Annotated in this window: 17 protein-coding genes and 1 pseudogene; 9 read left to right on the top strand and 9 right to left on the bottom strand. The window is 52.4% G+C overall.

Going from position 1 to position 17,267, the window contains the following annotated elements; genetic code table 11:
* The first annotated feature begins 6 nt into the window (after window positions 1-6).
* A complete protein-coding gene (gene ppx, locus SD961_RS14655) occupies window positions 7-1,539 on the top strand; it encodes an exopolyphosphatase (RefSeq protein ID WP_318791079.1) in 1,533 nt (510 codons plus the stop codon).
* The gene (gene tehB / locus SD961_RS14650; RefSeq protein WP_318791078.1) at window positions 1,536-2,141 is read left to right on the top strand and encodes a tellurite resistance methyltransferase TehB; all 606 of its coding nucleotides are present in this window, start codon (window positions 1,536-1,538) and stop codon (window positions 2,139-2,141) included. The genes ppx and tehB overlap by 4 nt, the downstream gene beginning before the upstream one ends.
* A gap of 16 nt (window positions 2,142-2,157) precedes the next feature.
* Here tehB and SD961_RS14645 read toward each other — a convergent pair whose 3' ends face one another.
* Window positions 2,158-4,374, bottom strand: a complete 2,217-nt coding sequence (locus SD961_RS14645) for an EAL domain-containing protein (protein WP_318791077.1) — start codon at window positions 4,372-4,374, stop codon at window positions 2,158-2,160.
* Window positions 4,343-4,576, bottom strand: a complete 234-nt coding sequence (locus SD961_RS14640) for a hypothetical protein (protein ID WP_318791076.1) — start codon at window positions 4,574-4,576, stop codon at window positions 4,343-4,345. Before SD961_RS14640 ends, SD961_RS14645 begins: the two co-directional genes overlap by 32 nt.
* A gap of 82 nt (window positions 4,577-4,658) precedes the next feature.
* Here SD961_RS14640 and SD961_RS14635 point away from each other — a divergent pair, with 82 nt between their 5' ends.
* The 4 genes from SD961_RS14635 (at window position 4,659) to SD961_RS14620 (ending at window position 7,256) form a co-directional block, all read left to right on the top strand.
* A complete protein-coding gene (locus SD961_RS14635; RefSeq protein ID WP_318791075.1) occupies window positions 4,659-4,835 on the top strand; it encodes a YfgG family protein in 177 nt (58 codons plus the stop codon).
* Window positions 4,836-4,959: 124 nt separating this feature from the next.
* Window positions 4,960-6,396, top strand: coding sequence for a magnesium transporter (gene mgtE, locus SD961_RS14630; protein ID WP_318791074.1), 1,437 nt, complete (start codon window positions 4,960-4,962; stop codon window positions 6,394-6,396).
* Window positions 6,397-6,592: 196 nt separating this feature from the next.
* The gene (locus SD961_RS14625) at window positions 6,593-6,949 is read left to right on the top strand and encodes a type II toxin-antitoxin system RelE/ParE family toxin (protein WP_318791073.1); all 357 of its coding nucleotides are present in this window, start codon (window positions 6,593-6,595) and stop codon (window positions 6,947-6,949) included.
* The gene (locus SD961_RS14620; protein WP_318791072.1) at window positions 6,939-7,256 is read left to right on the top strand and encodes a helix-turn-helix transcriptional regulator; all 318 of its coding nucleotides are present in this window, start codon (window positions 6,939-6,941) and stop codon (window positions 7,254-7,256) included. Before SD961_RS14625 ends, SD961_RS14620 begins: the two co-directional genes overlap by 11 nt.
* Window positions 7,257-7,340: 84 nt before the next feature.
* On the opposite strand, the gene guaA is transcribed toward SD961_RS14620, so the two are convergent.
* Complete coding sequence (gene guaA, locus SD961_RS14615) at window positions 7,341-8,921, bottom strand: glutamine-hydrolyzing GMP synthase (protein ID WP_318791071.1); 1,581 nt, start codon at window positions 8,919-8,921, stop codon at window positions 7,341-7,343.
* An 80-nt stretch (window positions 8,922-9,001) separates the two neighbouring features.
* On the bottom strand, window positions 9,002-10,468 hold the full coding sequence (gene guaB, locus SD961_RS14610) for an IMP dehydrogenase (protein WP_318791070.1): 1,467 nt from the start codon (window positions 10,466-10,468) through the stop codon (window positions 9,002-9,004).
* A gap of 170 nt (window positions 10,469-10,638) precedes the next feature.
* Here guaB and xseA point away from each other — a divergent pair, with 170 nt between their 5' ends.
* The 3 genes from xseA to SD961_RS14595 all read left to right on the top strand — a co-directional run bounded on the left by xseA (window position 10,639) and on the right by SD961_RS14595 (window position 13,546).
* Window positions 10,639-12,018: an exodeoxyribonuclease VII large subunit gene (xseA, locus tag SD961_RS14605; protein ID WP_318791069.1), complete on the top strand. Its 1,380-nt coding sequence runs from the start codon at window positions 10,639-10,641 to the stop codon at window positions 12,016-12,018.
* A gap of 182 nt (window positions 12,019-12,200) precedes the next feature.
* Window positions 12,201-13,217, top strand: a complete 1,017-nt coding sequence (locus SD961_RS14600; RefSeq protein WP_318791068.1) for a M4 family metallopeptidase — start codon at window positions 12,201-12,203, stop codon at window positions 13,215-13,217.
* Entirely contained in the window at window positions 13,214-13,546 is a 333-nt protein-coding gene (locus SD961_RS14595) for a protealysin inhibitor emfourin (RefSeq protein ID WP_318791067.1), read from the top strand. Before SD961_RS14600 ends, SD961_RS14595 begins: the two co-directional genes overlap by 4 nt.
* 252 nt (window positions 13,547-13,798) lie before the next feature.
* Here the strand turns inward: SD961_RS14595 and SD961_RS14590 are convergent, their stop codons facing one another.
* From SD961_RS14590 to SD961_RS14570, 5 genes and pseudogenes are all read right to left on the bottom strand, one after another.
* On the bottom strand, window positions 13,799-14,071 hold the full coding sequence (locus SD961_RS14590; RefSeq protein ID WP_318791066.1) for a hypothetical protein: 273 nt from the start codon (window positions 14,069-14,071) through the stop codon (window positions 13,799-13,801).
* 419 nt (window positions 14,072-14,490) lie between these two features.
* Window positions 14,491-15,072 (bottom strand): Ail/Lom family outer membrane beta-barrel protein, encoded by a 582-nt coding sequence (locus SD961_RS14585; protein ID WP_318791065.1) that lies wholly within the window; start codon window positions 15,070-15,072, stop codon window positions 14,491-14,493.
* A 147-nt stretch (window positions 15,073-15,219) separates the two neighbouring features.
* The gene (locus tag SD961_RS14580; protein WP_318791064.1) at window positions 15,220-15,522 is read right to left on the bottom strand and encodes a hypothetical protein; all 303 of its coding nucleotides are present in this window, start codon (window positions 15,520-15,522) and stop codon (window positions 15,220-15,222) included.
* Between the two features lie 131 nt (window positions 15,523-15,653).
* The gene (locus SD961_RS14575) at window positions 15,654-15,908 is read right to left on the bottom strand and encodes a hypothetical protein (protein WP_318791063.1); all 255 of its coding nucleotides are present in this window, start codon (window positions 15,906-15,908) and stop codon (window positions 15,654-15,656) included.
* A pseudogene (locus tag SD961_RS14570) lies at window positions 15,905-17,014 on the bottom strand (VENN motif pre-toxin domain-containing protein); the annotation flags it as partial. The pseudogene SD961_RS14570 and the gene SD961_RS14575, both read right to left, overlap by 4 nt.
* Window positions 17,015-17,267: the final 253 nt, after the last annotated feature.

Here is a 17,267-nt window from a genome sequence, read left to right as displayed (position 1 = left end):
CTCACTATGCCAATATCCCAGAAAAATACGCCTAAACCGCAGGAATTTGCCGCCATCGACCTGGGCTCAAACAGTTTTCACATGGTGATTGCCCGCGTGGTAGATGGCGCCATGCAGGTGCTCGGCAGGTTGAAGCAGCGCGTCCAACTCGCCGACGGGCTGGATCATAACAATGTGCTGAGTGAAGCCGCTATCCAGCGCGGGTTGACCTGCCTTGCTCTGTTTGCAGAACGCCTGCAGGGCTTCAGCCCTGCTAACGTGACTATTGTGGGTACGCATACCCTGCGTGAAGCGGTCAATGCTGAAGACTTTTTGCGGCGGGCAGCGGATGTCATTCCCTATCCGATTGAAGTGATCTCCGGCAATGAAGAGGCCCGTCTGATTTTTATGGGCGTTGAGCACACGCAGCCGGAGAAAGGCCGCAAGCTGGTTATCGATATCGGTGGCGGCTCTACTGAGATGGTGATAGGCGAAGATTTCGAGCCAAAGCTGGTTGAGAGCCGCCGTATGGGCTGCGTCAGTTTTGCCAATCTCTATTTCCCAGGCGGGGTGATCAGCAAAGAGAACTTCCGCCGCGCCCGCCTTGCCGCCGCACAGAAGCTTGAAACCATGGCCTGGCAGTACCGCCTGACGGGCTGGCAGTATGCGCTTGGCGCTTCTGGCAGCATCAAAGCAGCTTGCGAAGTGCTGCTGGCGATGGGTGAAAAAGAGAAAATCATCACGCCGGAGCGGCTGGAGATGCTCTATGACGAGGTGATCAAACATAAATCCTTTGAGGCGCTGAGTCTGCCAGGCCTTTCTGAAGAGCGTAAAGCGGTCTTTGTTCCCGGCCTGGCCATTCTTTGTGGCGTTTTTGATGCGCTGGCTATCCGCGAGCTGCGGCTTTCTGACGGTGCGCTGCGTGAAGGCGTGCTGTATGAGATGGAAGGCCGTTTTCGCCATCAGGATATCCGCAGCAGAACGGCGCAGAGTCTGGCAAACCACTACGCTATTGACAGCGATCAGGCAAAGCGGGTGCTGGAAACTACCGAGAAGCTCTATCTGCAGTGGCGCGATCAGAATTCCAAGCTGGCTAATCCGCAGCTTTCAGCTCTGCTTAAATGGGCGGCGATGCTGCACGAGGTGGGGCTAACCATCAACCACAGCGGGATGCAGCGTCACTCATCCTATATTCTGCAAAACACCAATATGCCGGGCTTCAATCAGGATCAGCAAACCTTGCTGGCAACGCTGGTTCGCTTCCACCGCAAGGCGGTAAAAGTGGATGAGATGCCGCGGCTGACGCTGTTCAAGAAAAAACAGTTCCTGCCGCTGGTGTTTTTACTGCGCCTGGGTGCCCTGCTTAACAATCAGCGCCAGGCTACCTCCACCCCAGAATTGCTGAAGCTGGAGACCAATGACGGCCACTGGACGTTAACCTTCCCGGCAGATTACTTCAGCCAGAACAACCTGGTGCAACTCGATCTGGAGCGCGAACAGAGTTACTGGAAAGATGTTACGGGCTGGCAGCTGATGATTCAGGAGGAGACAGCATCATGATCCTTCGCCCCGATAACTACTACACCGAGAAATATCAGCTTTCCCCTACCCATTCTGAGGTGCTGGAAGCGCTGGAGCGTATTCCCCGTGGCCGCGCTTTAGATGTGGGATGTGGCAACGGCAGGAATGCCCTCTGGCTTAACCTGAAGGGTTTTGAGGTGACCGGCTGGGATAACAATCCGGCCAGCCTGTCACGTCTGAACCAGATTATTGCCGAGGAGAACCTGCAGGGGATTGTCACCGCGCAGAAAGATCTGAATAACTGGCGCTTCAATGGCGCCTGGGATTTTGTCTTCTCTACCGTGGTAATGATGTTCCTGCAGCCTGAGACTATCCCTCAGCTGATAGCAGATATGCAGGCCAGCACGGTTAAGGGTGGCTATAACCTGATTGTGGCCGCAATGGATACTGAAGATTATCCCTGCGACCAGGGCTTCCCGTTTGCGTTTAAGTCAGGCGAGCTTAGCGATTACTACCGTAAGTGGCACATCGTTAAATATAACGAGCATGTTGGTCAGCTTCACCGCACCGATGAGCATGGCAACCGTATTCCCCTGCGCTTTGCCACGCTGCTGGCGCAAAAAGAGATGATCAAAGAGTAAAGCGGCACGGGCGAAATCAAATCGCCCGTGTTACCCCAATCAATTCCCTTAAAGACCGCTCTCCGCCGATACTTTCTCCCTGCAGATAGTCCACGCCCAGCCGACGCAGTTCTTCCTCCACTTCCTGTGAACTTACTCCCCCTGCTATCACCTGCATTTTCCTGGATTTGGCTAATACGCAGAGAGCCTGAATCACCTGATAATCCAGGCTGCTTTGCAGCATATTCTCTACAAAACGGGCATCAATCTTCAGCAAATCCCCCTCCAGCTCCGGTAAGCTGGCATAACTGGCAAATTTGCTGCCAAATTCTGTAATCGCCACCGCACAACCCAACAGGCGAAGCTGCGCAATTGCGCTGCATCCCCAACTGGCGTGGCTGAGCAACGGAGAGTCCGGCACCTGAACAATCAGTTGCCAGGGTTCCAGCCGGTATGCATCCAGATAATGCGCAATCTCTTTTGCCAGTCGGGGCCGACAAAGAGTGGAGATAAAGAGCGGGATGGCGAACCGGCTGCCCGGCAACGCCCGACGGTAACGATCAATAAAAGCGAGCGACTGCTCGATCATCCAGCGGTCCACATCCCAGGTTAAGCCAAATTCTTCCAACTGAGCTGGCAATATTGTCTTCCCCGCCCGATCGTGCATTCGCAGGGTGATAGCGTAGAAATCATCACCCCTGATCCCTTTGACGCGCTGCACCCACAGCGGATAGCCCTGCTGGCTTAGCGTGGTTTTGATCTCATTCAGCAAAGCCACTTTTTCGGCCACGCGGCGCTGTACAGGCAGGCTGTTATTCTGCAACAAATTCTCAGCCATACCGGTTTTCAGCGACTGTTCCGCCATAGCGCTCATCTCACCCAGCAGTTCATAGAGGTGCGTGACCGGACGCCGGACGCTGCAGTAACTGAATCCAATTTCAGGATGAATGGGCAGCCCCTCCCATTGCAGGTGATACGCCTTTATGCTGGTAGTGATCGTTTCGATACGGGCGTGATGGCCGCTGTAATTCAGCCTGATAACCAGGTCGAAGCCCGGCAGCTGGTAGACCTCCTCCCCTGACTGCAACGCCGCCCCCAGGTGCGCGGCCAGGCCACGTTTGTAGTTAATCCGCAGACGCAGCCCATAGATTCGGCTCAACCGATCAAGATCGGGCACGCTGAAAAAGCAGAGGATATTCAGGGGGTTCTTTGCCAGATCTGCGCTTAGCGCGCGCAAATTGGGAAGGTTAAAGACCGGATCTCGCAGCGCCGTCTGTTTCGCCTGAGCCAGCATCTGCCGCTGACGGGTGCTGATGGATGCCATTAGCAAAATAGTGAGGCTAAAGACCAGCAGGTTAGCGGACATCACGGCGAGATGGTACGGCTCCGTGCCGTAAGAAAGGAAGCGATCCCGGAGTTGATAGAGCAGTACCAGTAATACCGCCCAGCTTAGCGAGGTAAAAAGATAGCCAAAACGCATGGCTGACCAGAGCATTAATGGCAGTATTAATGGCAGACCGTAGTCGCTGGCCAGTAAATTTTGCTGATTTTTGTGAGCCATAAAAAGCATGACCAGCAGGAAAGCAACCAGCGCTGACCAGCAGAGTACCTCTTCTCTGCTCACGGTGGGAGCAGCCTGCTTACGAATTCGCAGGAAAATCACTTTAGCCAGCCTGGGCTTACGCAGGCAGCGGATAGCAAAATAATAGACCTGAATCATCGTCAGGCAGGAAAGCAATAAAGACTGAAAGTTTAATAAAATATGCAGCGTAAACAGTTCAGGACTGAACACAGTCCCGTTACGAGGGACAAATCCTGAATAAGCAACCGCCTGCATACAGAGGATAAACAATAACGGCGTCAGAAAAGCCAGCCACAGAAGGCGCACCTTCATCAGACTGGTCCCGCCATAATCCGCATTCCATCGCCGTCCGGCATGCAGCTTATAGCCTTTCCACCCCAGCGCCAGCGAGCCTATGTTTGCCAAAACGATCAGGGCTGCAGGCACCAGGCTGTAACGTTGAAAATAGTAAAGAGAGAGTACCAAAAGTAATCCCGGCATCGCTCGCCAGCCGAATACCAGCAGAAAAGCGATATGCATCGCCAGCGGAAGATAAATCAGATAGACATAGCCGCTTTCAATGCCCAGGCGGACAGAAAGTTGGGTGGAGAGCGGCATCAGGAGCAGAGGTAAAATTAACGGTAATCCTGACGAACTCTGACTAAAACGGGCGATCCAACTGCTGGTTCTCATTAGGCTCAATAGTTCTGTTATTTTGCTGATGATTTAAACAGAGCATTCCTGATGCAAAGGGGGTGATTTGGTCATAGTAGGATCGCTGGAGGGAAGGATTTTGATCTGCATCAAACCAGAGCTTTTTTACTCTGCCTGTTATGCCGCCGTTTAGCTTTCCTTCAAAATCCCGCAGGTAAAATTTTGTTGAAAATTTCATCATGAGCAGGGCGCATTACGTTGACCTGATACTGTAGCTGTGTCTAAATTATATCATCGCCTTCGGGCCTAACTGGAAACGCCGCGTGAACAGCGCCATATCATTCAGAAAACGTCAGAAAACCAGCCGTATGACCCGTATTGTCCTGCTGGTGAGTTTTATCATTTTAACCGGCCGGTTAATTTACCTCGTCCCGGCCGCTTTTGAGCATCATCAGCAGAAAAAACAGGAAGTTGCACAACCCATTGCGGTAACGAAATAAGTCGCTCTTCCTGCGCCCTTCCTGATGGAGTTGCCTGAAAAAAAGCGACTTCTCTCACTCTTTTGCCTGATTTAGGCAATACTTACCTTTTCGCTCCTCTTTTGCCAGACTCAAGGGAATTTTTATGTCTGTAGCTTTATCCCACAGTGAGCAGCTTGCTGAAATTCGCAGCCGTATTTTAACTCTGCTGCTTAACGATAACGATCTGGTCGATACGCTTCTCGAACGTCCCCTTAAGGAAACAGCTGCTGAAGCTGAATCGCATCGGGAAGAGGCGGAAGAGATCAGAAGCTATATTCCTCTGCTGCACGCCGCTGACCTTGCTGACCTGCTTGAAGCGCTGCCGGAAGATGAACGTCAGGCCTTGTGGCGTCTGATTGACACCGAGCGCCGCGGGATGGTGCTGGTGGAAGCCTCCGAAAGCGTGTGGGAAAGCCTGATTGAAGAGATGAGCGACCGCGATTTACTGCGGGCTATCGAACCGCTGGATATAGATGAACAGGTCTATCTGGCAAAATATCTCTCGCGCGATTTAACCGGACGTTTGCTGACCTCTCTGGATCCGGCACAGCGCTCCCGCGTGCTGGAGGTAATGGATTTTGACCGCGACCGAGTGGGAAGGATCACCGATTTCAAACTGATCACCATGCCAGCCGACGTGACGCTCGCCACGGTTCAACGCTATCTGCGGCGTAAAAAGTCGATCCCTGAAGGCACAGATAAACTGTTTATTACGGATGAAAACAACACCCTGCTGGGTGAACTTTCGCTGACCGATATTTTACTGAACAAACCCAAGCGAATGGTTTTTGAGGTGATGAACGACAAGCCCACAACCTTCCGTATTGATGACAAAGCAGAGGACGCAGCGGGTGCGTTTGAACGTTATAACCTGATTTCAGCTGCCGTTATTGATGCTAAAGGCAAATTAATGGGCCGCGTAACCGTTGAAGATGTGATCGATCTGGTTAACGAATCCAATGACAGCCATATCCGTAAAATGGGTGGCGTTAATCCTGATGAAGATGTGTTTGCGCCGGTCAGAAAAGCCGTGCGCACCCGCTGGACGTGGCTGGCGGTCAACCTCTGTACCGCTTTTGTGGCCTCCAGGGTCATCGGCCTTTTTGAAGGCACCATCTCACAGATTGTCGCGCTGGCCGCGCTGATGCCCATTGTTGCCGGTATCGGCGGCAATACGGGAAATCAGACCATTACGATGATTGTGCGTGCGTTAGCCCTGCATCAGGTTGAGCCGGGCAACTTCTCTTTCCTGATTGGCCGCGAGCTTGGCGTAGCGTTGATTAACGGCATCTGCTGGGGCGGCATCATGGGCGGCGTCACCTGGGCTATGTATGGCAATCCCGCACTTGGCGGCGTAATGATGCTGGCGATGGTGCTGAACCTGCTGCTGGCGGCATTGATGGGCGTGCTGATCCCTTTGTGCATGACTAAACTCAAACGCGATCCGGCGGTAGGCTCCAGCGTACTGATCACCGCCCTCACCGACACCGGCGGCTTCTTTATTTTCCTGGGTCTGGCTACCCTGTTTTTGCTGCATTAGGGCTGTCCAACTATCTGAACCTCACCGGCCAGGCCAGCGTTCGCGCTGGCTTTTAATAGCTGATGACTTATGACTGATTTCCAGTTCATACTCAGTGTTTCATGAGATCAATAAAACCAACATTCTTCCTGTTCTGTCGTTATTCGCCATGCTAAATTATACCCATATGGATATAATTTTCGCAGGGATAATGCGGATGAAAACACTCTATTGGGTTGCGAGCAGCAAGAAAGATTTTCAGTTATTGCCTGATGATGTACAGGATGTTTTCGGTTATGCCCTGCACCTTGCCCAGGCTGGCGGTAAACATACCCAAACCAAACCCTTGAAAGGGTTTAGCGGGGCTGGCGTACTCGAAGTGACAGAAGATTTCTTTGGTGATACGTATCGGGCAGTCTATACCGTTAAGTTTGGTGAAGCAGTCTATGTCTTGCATGTTTTTCAGAAAAAATCTTCATCAGGGATAGCTATGCCAAAACCCGATATGCACAAGATCCGCGAACGGCTTAAAGCGGCAGAAAATCATGCCAAAGGAGGAAAATATGAGCCATGAGATCGAGATTAGCAGCGGTAACGTTTATGCCGATATTGGCAAAGTTGATGCTGAAGAGATGCAGGTTAAAGCCCAACTTGCCACTACCATTGGTAATATCATTAAAAGCCGTCGTTTGACACAGGAGCAAGCCGCAAAGTTGCTGGGAATGACTCAACCCAAGCTCTCCAATATGTTACGAGGACAGTTCCGGGGCATTAGCGAAGCTAAAATGCTGGAATGCCTGACCCGCCTGGGGCGCGATGTGCAAATTGTGGTAGGAAAGCCGCGCCGCACGCCGGGCAGCCTGAAAGTGGTTTTTGCCTGATGTTATTGAAAACCATATAAAAAAACCGCCTTTATATTAAGGCGGTTTAGATTATTTTTGTCAGTATCAGAGGCTATTGACGGATCATTCCCACTCAATCGTCGCTGGCGGCTTACCGGAAATATCGTAAACCACGCGGGAGATGCCGTCGATTTCGTTGATAATGCGGTTAGAGACGCGGCCCAGGAACTCATAAGGCAGATGCGCCCAGTGAGCGGTCATAAAGTCGATGGTCTCTACTGCGCGCAGGGAGACAACCCAGTCATATTTACGGCCATCACCCATCACTCCCACTGAGCGAACCGGCAGGAACACGGTGAATGCCTGGCTCACCTTGTTATACAGGTCAGCTTTATGCAGCTCTTCGATAAAGATTGCATCGGCTCGACGCAGCAGGTCGCAATACTCTTTCTTTACTTCGCCCAGTACGCGTACGCCAAGACCTGGCCCAGGGAACGGATGGCGGTAAAGCATGTTGTAAGGCAAACCTAACTCCAGGCCAATCTTACGCACTTCATCTTTAAACAGCTCTTTCAGCGGCTCAACCAGACCCAGCTTCATCTCTTTCGGCAGGCCGCCCACGTTATGGTGCGACTTGATCACGTGAGCTTTACCGGTGGCCGAAGCCGCAGACTCAATGACATCCGGATAGATGGTGCCCTGAGCCAGCCACTTCACATCCCGTAGCGTGGTAGCCTGCTCGTCGAACACTTCCACAAATACGCGACCAATGGTTTTACGCTTGGCTTCTGGCTCATCAATACCGGCCAGCGCATCGAGGAAACGCGCTTCGGCTGGCACATGAATAATGTTCAGACCGAAATGGTCGCCAAACATATCCATCACCTGCTCAGCTTCATGCAGGCGCAACAGGCCATTGTCCACAAAGACGCAGGTCAGACGGTCACCTATCGCGCGGTGCAGCAGCATTGCCGTTACGGAGGAGTCTACGCCGCCTGACAGCCCCAGAATGACTTTGTCGTTACCGCACTGCTCGCGCAGGCGCTCAACGGTGTCTTCGATAATTTTCGCTGGCGTCCAGAGCGCTTCACACTCGCAGATGTCGCGTACAAAACGCTCCAGCAGACGCAGGCCCTGGCGGGTGTGGGTCACTTCCGGGTGGAACTGCACGCCGTAAAGACGTTTTTCTTCGTTGGCGATAATGGCAAACGGGCAGGTCTCAGTGCTGGCAACGGTCACGAAATCAGCCGGGATAGCGGAAACTTTGTCGCCGTGGCTCATCCAGACGTCCAGCAGCGGCTTGCCTTCAGCGCTCAGAGAGTCTTCGATGTCACGGGTCAGCGCGCTCTGTACGGCAACTTCAACCTGCGCATAGCCAAACTCACGCTCGTTAGAGCCTTTCACTTCGCCACCCAACTGCAGCGCCATGGTCTGCATGCCGTAGCAGACGCCCAGCACCGGTACGCCAGCATTAAAGACATACTCTGGCGCGCGCGGACTGGCGTGTTCAGTGGTGCTTTCCGGGCCACCGGACAGGATGATGCCGTTCGGGTTAAACCCGCGGATCTGCTCTTCGGTGACATCCCACGCCCACAGTTCACAGTAGACGCCCAGTTCACGCACCCGGCGTGCAACCAGCTGCGTATACTGCGAGCCGAAATCAAGGATCAGAATGCGATGTTTATGAATATTTTCCGTCGTCATTGGGCTATTCCAGGGCGATATAACAAATTCAGGGATTAGGATTAAAGCGCCCGGCTTAAGCCGGGCGTGAAGTCAGGGTTTTATGAACCCATACGGTAGTTCGGGGACTCTTTGGTGATGGTCACATCGTGAACGTGACTTTCCGAAATACCGGCGCCGCTGATGCGGACAAATTCCGCTTTGGTGCGCAGATCGTCGATAGTAGCACAGCCGGTCAGCCCCATACAGGAGCGCAGGCCGCCCATCTGCTGGTGAACGATCTCTTTCAGCAGGCCTTTGTAAGCCACGCGGCCTTCAATCCCTTCCGGCACCAGTTTGTCTGCTGCGTTATCGGTCTGGAAGTAGCGGTCTGAAGATCCTTTGGACATCGCGCCCAGAGAACCCATGCCGCGGTAGGATTTGAAAGAGCGACCCTGGTAGAGTTCGATTTCGCCAGGAGATTCATCGGTACCAGCCAGCATAGAACCGACCATCACAGCGGAAGCACCAGCCGCAATAGCTTTAGCGATGTCGCCAGAGAAGCGGATACCGCCATCAGCGATAACCGGGATACCGGTGCCTTCCAGCGCTTCTACTGCGTCAGAGACTGCGGTGATCTGGGGAACACCAACGCCAGTTACGATACGGGTAGTACAGATGGAGCCAGGGCCGATACCCACTTTCACTGCGCTCACGCCAGCTTCAACCAGTGCCAGAGCACCAGCGCCGGTCGCGACGTTGCCGCCTACGATTTGCAGATCAGGATATTTAGCGCGGGTTTCACGGATGCGTTGCAGAACGCCTTCAGAGTGGCCATGGGAAGAGTCGATCAGCAGCACGTCAACACCGGCGGCAACCAGCGCGTCTACACGCTCTTCGTTACCGGCGCCAGCGCCAACCGCAGCACCTACGCGCAGACGGCCATGCTCATCTTTACAGGCGTTAGGTTTACGCTCCGCTTTCTGGAAATCTTTAACGGTGATCATGCCGAGCAGATGGAAGCTGTCATCCACCACCAGCGCTTTTTCCACACGCTTTTCGTGCATTTTATGCAGCACGACTTCGCGGGCTTCGCCTTCGCGCACAGTCACCAGACGCTCTTTCGGCGTCATCACAGCCGAAACCGGCAGGCTCAGATCGGTCACGAAGCGTACGTCACGGCCGGTAATGATCCCCACCAGCTCGTTGTCGCCGTTCACCACCGGGTAACCGGCAAAGCCGTTACGTTCGGTAAGCAGCTTGACGTCGCTCAGGGCTGTGGTTGGCAGTACGGTTTGCGGATCGGTAACCACGCCGCTTTCATGTTTCTTCACCTTGCGCACTTCTTCCGCCTGGCGATCGATCGGCATGTTCTTATGGATAAAGCCCAGCCCACCTTCCTGCGCCAGTGCGATAGCCAGACCAGCTTCGGTCACGGTATCCATTGCAGCGGAAAGCATAGGGATGTTCAGGCGGATGGTTTTGGTAAGCTGGGTGCTGAGGTCAGCCGTGTTGGGTAAGACAGTCGAATGAGCGGGAACGAGCAGAACGTCGTCAAATGTCAGGGCTTCTTTAGCGATTCTTAGCATGGCAATATCTCAACCTCAGGGTGAATGAGAACTTGTAAAATATTGCCGCGGCATTATACAGGCCGTAATCGATTGCCTCCAGCATTATTTACGAAAAGTTCTTGATCCCGCTGACAAGGCCTGTAGTATCGGTTAATTAACCCCCTGATTTAAAGTTTGATCTTCATCACATGTCGCTACCGCCATCTGCCAATATATTTACCGTCAGCCGTCTCAATACCACGGTGAGAACGCTGCTGGAAAAGGAAATGGGCCAGGTCTGGCTGAGTGCTGAAATCTCCAACTTCTCTCAGCCCTCTTCCGGTCACTGGTACTTCACCCTGAAAGACGATGGGGCGCAGGTTCGCTGTGCGATGTTTCGCAACAGTAACCGGCGGGTCACCTTTCGGCCGCAAAATGGCCAGCAGATTCTGGTCAGAGCGACCATTACCCTGTATGAACCGCGTGGTGATTATCAGCTGATTGCGGAAAGCATGCAGCCAGCCGGTGAAGGTCTGTTGCAGCAGCAGTTCGAGCAGTTGAAGCAAAAGCTGCTCAGCGAGGGGCTTTTTGAACAGCATCATAAACAGCCGTTGCCGGACCCGGCTCGTCAGGTTGGAGTTATCACCTCCTCCACCGGCGCGGCGTTGCATGATGTGCTGCGCGTGCTGCACCGCCGCGACCCTTCTCTGCCGATAGTCATCTACCCCACTCCTGTTCAGGGCGTTGACGCACCAGCCAGCATTGTCCGCGCCATTGAGCTGGCGAATGCGCGTGCAGAGTGCGATGTGCTGATTGTGGGTCGTGGCGGCGGCTCGCTGGAAGATCTCTGGAGCTTTAACGATGAGCGCGTGGCGCGAGCTATCTTTGCCAGCCGCATTCCGATAGTCAGCGCCGTTGGTCATGAAACTGACGTGACGATTGCTGACTTCGTTGCTGACCTCCGCGCGCCAACCCCTTCCGCAGCGGCAGAGCTGGTCAGCCGCAATCAGATTGAGCTGCTGCGGCAGCTACAGTCTCAGCAAACCCGGCTGGAAATGGCGATGGATTACTACCTCGCTCAGAAGAACCGTATCTATACCCGTTTGCAGCATCGTCTTCAACAGCAGCATCCTCAGTTACGCCTGGCACGCCAGCAGACCTCACTGATGCGTCTGCAACGTCGTCTGGACGACGCAATGCAGTTAAGAGTGCGACAGGCTATCCGTTTGCAGGAACGCGCTGAGCAGCGGCTGAGCGCGTTTCAGCCGCAGGGGCGTATTCATCGTGGTCAGCAGCAGCTTCAGCACTGGCAGTACCGCCTGCAACAGGCGATGCAGCTTAAGCTGAACGGCGGCAAACAGCGCTTCTCAATACTCACCGCCCAGCTTGAAGGCGTCAGTCCGCTGGCAACGCTGGCGCGCGGTTTCAGCGTCACCACCGCCGCAGATGGTCAGGTGGTGAAAAAGAGCCGGCAGTTAACGCCCGGTGATACGCTTAAAACCCGGCTGGACGATGGCTGGGTAGAGAGCGAGGTTACCGCCATCACCCCGCTTAAGCCTGTACGCAAAAGCAAAAAATCTTCTGAATGAAGTGACTGTCGTCTGCATATCAGGCGACAGAGTTTATCTGTTTTCCGCTAAAGCAGACGTCACCTGTTAATGACCCGCTCTTTGCTAATCAGTGGTACTCTTTCTCCCCCTCCTCTTTGCTGCAAAATTCACCAGTGATGACTATACTTTCCTGACACACATCGTCGACCAGGGAGCACGGTATGCACTATGGCGTTATTCCTCCTTATATTCTGCGTAAAATCATTGATAACGGTTCCGGCATGCAGCAAAGCTGCGCGCGCAACACGCTGGCGCATGTCCAGACGCTGATGGCGGAAACCTGGATCAAGCCTGAAGGTGCCAGCACCGCCACGCCTGGCCAGGTCCAGCGGGAAATTTATGATTCAGAACAGACCCAGAACCTGCCCGGCAAACTGGTGCGTGCAGAGGGCCAGCCGGGTGGTACCGATATCGCCAGCAATGAAGCTTACGACTATCTGGGCGTCACCTACGATTTTTTCTGGCAGGCTTACAAACGTAATTCGCTGGATAACCAGGGGCTGACGCTGAAAGGCACCGTACATTACGGCAAGGCTTATCAGAACGCCTTCTGGAATGGACAGCAGATGGTATTTGGCGACGGCGACGGCGAAATTTTTAACCGTTTTACTATAGCGCTGGATGTGGTGGGTCATGAGCTGGCGCATGGTGTGACCGAGACGGAAGCGGGCCTGATCTATTTTGAACAGGCGGGCGCACTCAACGAGTCACTGTCTGACGTTTTCGGCTCGCTGGTTAAGCAGTTTCACCTCAAGCAAACTGCTGACAAGGCGGACTGGCTTATTGGCGAGGGGCTGCTGGCTGAAGGCATCAACGGCAAAGGGCTGCGCTCAATGTCTGCACCCGGCACGGCCTATGACGATCCGCTTTTGGGCAAAGATCCTCAACCTGCCGATATGCAGGGCTATATTCAGACCCGGGACGACAACGGCGGCGTGCATCTGAATTCCGGCATTCCTAATCGCGCTTTCTGTCTTGCGGCTAAAACGCTGGGCGGCTATGCCTGGGAGCTGGCGGGTTATGCCTGGTATGACACCGTTTGCGACAAGACGCTGCCGCAAAATGCCGACTTTAAAACCTTTGCCGATTTTACCGTTCGCCACGGCGAGAAACGGTTTAACAAGGCGGTGGGTCAGGCGATTGAAAATGCCTGGAAAGAGGTGGGTGTACTGGCATGAACAACCTGCCGGAACTGAGTGATGATGCTGTCATTGACGTAGCGCGTGAAGGCGGATTTGCTTATATCCCCAGGCTTGCTGGACCCAGACGAATCGCGCTGGGACAGCTCAGCCCGCCGCAGCGTGAGCACGTCTGTAACGTGTTGCGTCAGGTTATGCCGTTGGGCGAACCGCCGGGAGAGCAGAGCCGGGTGGGACGGGGCGATCAACGCTACTTTCGCATTGAGGTCAGCTATGCGACACCGCATCAGATGGGAAATATTGTGCTGCTAATCCCGGAAGATCAGGCGCCTCCGGCGCTGATTGAGCTCTGGAAAGAAGGGCAATAATTGGTAAAAAATACCTGTGGCACCCGTTTTTGCGATTCTGATGGTCATGTTGTGAATGACCCCAGCCGGACTGGGGTGCCGCTGCGCCACCCTCAGCCCGTGACGTTTTCACCTGCGTCATCGCTATGTTCAGCCCGTTGCACCCGTAAGCATCGTGTCGCGCTCGATGGCCGAGATTTTTAATTAAAAATGATATTGCGGCGGTGATATTGATATTGCGCTCCGCATGCGCAGCAGTTCTTACTGATAACATCACCAATCCAATAAACCTGCCTTGCATAAATCACCGGTCCAACTGTAGTCTTTACTAGCTGAAGGAGTGAGATCCTTAATAGTTATTATGCGATCGCCAACAATTATATCGTAATCATGATTTGGTTGAGGGATAAATCTTTCCGAATATTCATGTTCAAATGAACCATATGTATGATTTTCTTTATAATAGTGGGTTACTGTTAATTTCTGCCCGGGCTTAATACTGTATTCTTTTACCATCATTCCTTTTATATCATCAGATGGTTGCATGCCTGCTATTTTTTCTCACCTGATGTAGAGACACCAATAATAGATAATGCAGATGTTAGACGTTTTCGGCAGTTTTTTTAAAGCAATTACCCTCTTTATTATAGAAACGAATAACAGTATTACCAGAATCTTGTATTCTGATATGTGCCGCATCCGATCAGGTATACTCTTTTGGCGCTGACCTGAAACTTAAAGAACAACCTGTGATTAATGAGCTGACTATCAGTACAGCCATTAAATTTAATTTTGCACACATATAATCATCCTTAATTTATCGAAAAAAACCACAAAATATACCTTACTTATAGCACTGTTTTTTTGGAGCGAGTTCTTATCCCACTACCTCATCCGCGCTTACACGTGCGGCATCAGATCGTCTGGGGAAGAAATACGCGCCTTCAGGCGCGTAATGATGCAAATCAGAAACGCCAGCCGATACCCACATTGAAGCCATTGATGGATTTGTCACTTCCGTTAAGTTCGGTACGGGAGCCTTCATAACCAATATTGACTGACAGATTATCAACGGGGTTGATTGCCACACCCGCAGCCCAAGCCAGATTCGTTGAATGGGCAGAACCCTCAATGGTCAGATGCCCGTCCGCAGCATCGGCACCCACGCTATTACGCCATTCATAGCGACCGTCTGTTTTCGTATACGCCGTACCCAGCAAGCCATAAACGCTGACATAATCATTAATGCGGTAAGCTGGCCCGGCCAATAGCGAATAGTATTTCGTCTTAAAGCGCGTTTTATAGGAATCATTTGCGGCATCATGATATACATCGCTGTCATCACCTTTCATATAGCTGAAAGAGCCGATAATGCTCAGCAGAGAATTCCATTCATAGCGATACTGCAGATTCACGCCGTTCAGATTACCCATATCCTGAATCTTGCTATGGGCGTACCCCACGCTGACCGTCTGCCTGTCCGCCGTTGCCAGAGGACTCGTCATTACGCTACCAGCCAAAACAATCCCTACAATCATCTTCTTCATGGTGTATTCCTTACTCGTTTGTTGTGACAGGTCATTCCCTGTTTGTGGATAGAATCGTTATATACCTGCATTCGCAGTCAGAAGATCCAAGCTGGGCCGGTCTACAGGTAAAAGATCACGGCCAACGCCGAGATCTTGCTAAGAATTTTACTCAGGATCTGAGGTGGCTTGCGCCATGCTACCGCCCACAAGAGGCTGCATCGCCGCAGTGGCCGCCTGGATTGCCTGCTGCACCTTATCGCTCGTTCCCAACCTGCTTTCTTTTAACGCTAGGTAGTAGAACGTCTGACAAGCCTGACCGTTAATATCGTCAGACGTCGGCTCTTTGCCCGGATTCACCTTCCGCCAATCCACTTCTGCTGTTTTCAGCTGTTCAGGCGAAACGTTCTTCATCCGCTCGTTTGCGGCTTTTGTCGCAATTATCTGCTCTTCAGTCCTGGCAACGCCCATTGCGTGGCTGCCTATTTCTGCTATCAGTTGCGCCGCCTTCAGCCAGTTCTGCTCCTCCTCTTTATCAAAGTATGGGACTCAGCGTCTGGTTCGCACGCTCCACATCACGGCTCAGCCCTTATCTGGGGAAGTTAAAAGCCTTTCACTTTAAATAGGCGAAATAACACTATTCCAGCTCCCAATATAGCTCCTCCGACACCACCAATCTTTACTCCTCGTAAAACTTCATTCCATGTCAATCCAAACTCGTCGGTTAAAAACCACAAAATTGTGAAAAAAAAGAGTTTTACTAATAATCCAGTGATAATTACGGATAGTAAACAGGTAACAAATATGCAAAAACTTAGAATAATCTCTTTTTTTAAAACATCAGGCTGGAGGTTCATTTGCTAACCTTATCAATAATCTTCTGAGCCTCAGAACTGCCATATTCGGAACTTAAAGAACCGGTGACGTTTCCTATCGCTCCGGGAATCGTACTCGGCAACATCTCCTTAGAAATTCCCAAATGTCCCTTAATCTCAGTGTATTTCAGTAGATCAGGATTAAACTTGGGATCCCAGCCTCCGGTAATCAACTTACCTGCTGTATTTGCAATCGGCTTCACAATATAATTGCCAACCCCATATCCCACGCCTGCACCAACACCGTTTGTAATAGCGCCAGTCAGTGGATCATCGCCGTTGATCTGATTGGTTAAGGCACCTCCGGCAGCATTCCAGATAACGGTTCCGGCCAGACTATTACCGTTAGTGATGACATTTGCCCAGCCAGCTATCACTGAATTAATCGGGTTAACCTCACCCTTATCAATGTACTGCATTCCGGCATTAGCCCCGGCACCCAACGCCCACATCGCCTGGGCTGGAGCCGTTAAAGATGCCACCCCACCCGTTGCCAGCACGCCTGCAATCGCTTTATTGACTGCTTCGCCGCGCTGACAGCTGGCTGAAGATGGAGCGTCTACACAGGACAGCACTTCTTTACCGTGCTCCTGCACGAACTTCTCCTGTCCTGCTTCAGTTCCGCCAAATAAGTTATTGTTAACCGAGTTCTGGCCCGTCTGCGCCCCCGCTACCGCATCCGCCGTACTGTCTCCGGTGACGCCACCCGCCAGACCCGCCGCCAGCGTACCCAGTGCGCTGACGGTCTGTTTCTCCGTCTCTGTCAGTTCACTGACCGTTCTACCCGGATATAGCTGATTCATCACCAGCTGCGCCATCAGTTCGCCGCTCACCGCGCCCGCTGCGCCTGCCAGGGCGCTGTTACCGGCTGCATACGAGGTGGCCGCCCCGACTAACGCGTGGGCCATTGCCTGTGCTTCCGGATTGCCTTCGGTCAGCTTATGGATTTGTTCAGCCAGATACGGTGCCATCGCCGTGTTGTACGCCTGGTCGGCTATCTGCTTATCGGTCGGGTTCAGATTGCCTTTGCCCGCCAGCGTCTCTTTTGCCGCCGCAAGCGCCTGTGGAGCGCGCTTCACCTTCTCGCCTGCGATTTGACCCTGTGTTCTGGCTACGTCAGCAACCTGTATCCATATCTCCGCTATCAGTTACTATATCTTTCTATCTCTTTTTCTTACATTTCTGGTAATAAATACACCAACAACCTATTGCTCCAATAAGTCCTCCACCGATACTTCCTTTCAAAATTTTCACATAATTAATTGAAGATAAATCCAAAGGCAGATCATGAAAGAAAAAGTAAAACAGCTTTATTAAAAATTGAGTGGTCATAGCCGAAAT

Origin of the sequence: Erwinia sp. MMLR14_017, assembly GCF_033657285.1 — a bacterium.
GTDB lineage: Bacteria > Pseudomonadota > Gammaproteobacteria > Enterobacterales > Enterobacteriaceae > Erwinia.
The sequence above is the reverse complement of the archived record's forward strand: the minus strand, read 5'-3'. Positions and strand labels throughout refer to the sequence as shown.

What these genes read in the sequence shown, in the direction of transcription:
- SD961_RS14580 (WP_318791064.1), bottom strand. Translation starts at nt 15,522, where the DNA reads ATGGGCGTTGCCAGGACTGAAGAGCAGATAATTGCGACAAAAGCCGCA.
- SD961_RS14590 (WP_318791066.1), bottom strand. Translation starts at nt 14,071, where the DNA reads ATGCAACCATCTGATGATATAAAAGGAATGATGGTAAAAGAATACAGT.
- SD961_RS14600 (WP_318791068.1), top strand. Translation starts at nt 12,201, where the DNA reads ATGCACTATGGCGTTATTCCTCCTTATATTCTGCGTAAAATCATTGAT.
- tehB (WP_318791078.1), top strand. Translation starts at nt 1,536, where the DNA reads ATGATCCTTCGCCCCGATAACTACTACACCGAGAAATATCAGCTTTCC.
- SD961_RS14645 (WP_318791077.1), bottom strand. Translation starts at nt 4,374, where the DNA reads ATGAGAACCAGCAGTTGGATCGCCCGTTTTAGTCAGAGTTCGTCAGGA.
- SD961_RS14575 (WP_318791063.1), bottom strand. Translation starts at nt 15,908, where the DNA reads ATGAACCTCCAGCCTGATGTTTTAAAAAAAGAGATTATTCTAAGTTTT.
- guaB (WP_318791070.1), bottom strand. Translation starts at nt 10,468, where the DNA reads ATGCTAAGAATCGCTAAAGAAGCCCTGACATTTGACGACGTTCTGCTC.
- SD961_RS14595 (WP_318791067.1), top strand. Translation starts at nt 13,214, where the DNA reads ATGAACAACCTGCCGGAACTGAGTGATGATGCTGTCATTGACGTAGCG.
- mgtE (WP_318791074.1), top strand. Translation starts at nt 4,960, where the DNA reads ATGTCTGTAGCTTTATCCCACAGTGAGCAGCTTGCTGAAATTCGCAGC.
- guaA (WP_318791071.1), bottom strand. Translation starts at nt 8,921, where the DNA reads ATGACGACGGAAAATATTCATAAACATCGCATTCTGATCCTTGATTTC.
- SD961_RS14585 (WP_318791065.1), bottom strand. Translation starts at nt 15,072, where the DNA reads ATGAAGAAGATGATTGTAGGGATTGTTTTGGCTGGTAGCGTAATGACG.
- xseA (WP_318791069.1), top strand. Translation starts at nt 10,639, where the DNA reads ATGTCGCTACCGCCATCTGCCAATATATTTACCGTCAGCCGTCTCAAT.
- SD961_RS14625 (WP_318791073.1), top strand. Translation starts at nt 6,593, where the DNA reads ATGAAAACACTCTATTGGGTTGCGAGCAGCAAGAAAGATTTTCAGTTA.
- SD961_RS14640 (WP_318791076.1), bottom strand. Translation starts at nt 4,576, where the DNA reads ATGATGAAATTTTCAACAAAATTTTACCTGCGGGATTTTGAAGGAAAG.
- ppx (WP_318791079.1), top strand. Translation starts at nt 7, where the DNA reads ATGCCAATATCCCAGAAAAATACGCCTAAACCGCAGGAATTTGCCGCC.
- SD961_RS14620 (WP_318791072.1), top strand. Translation starts at nt 6,939, where the DNA reads ATGAGCCATGAGATCGAGATTAGCAGCGGTAACGTTTATGCCGATATT.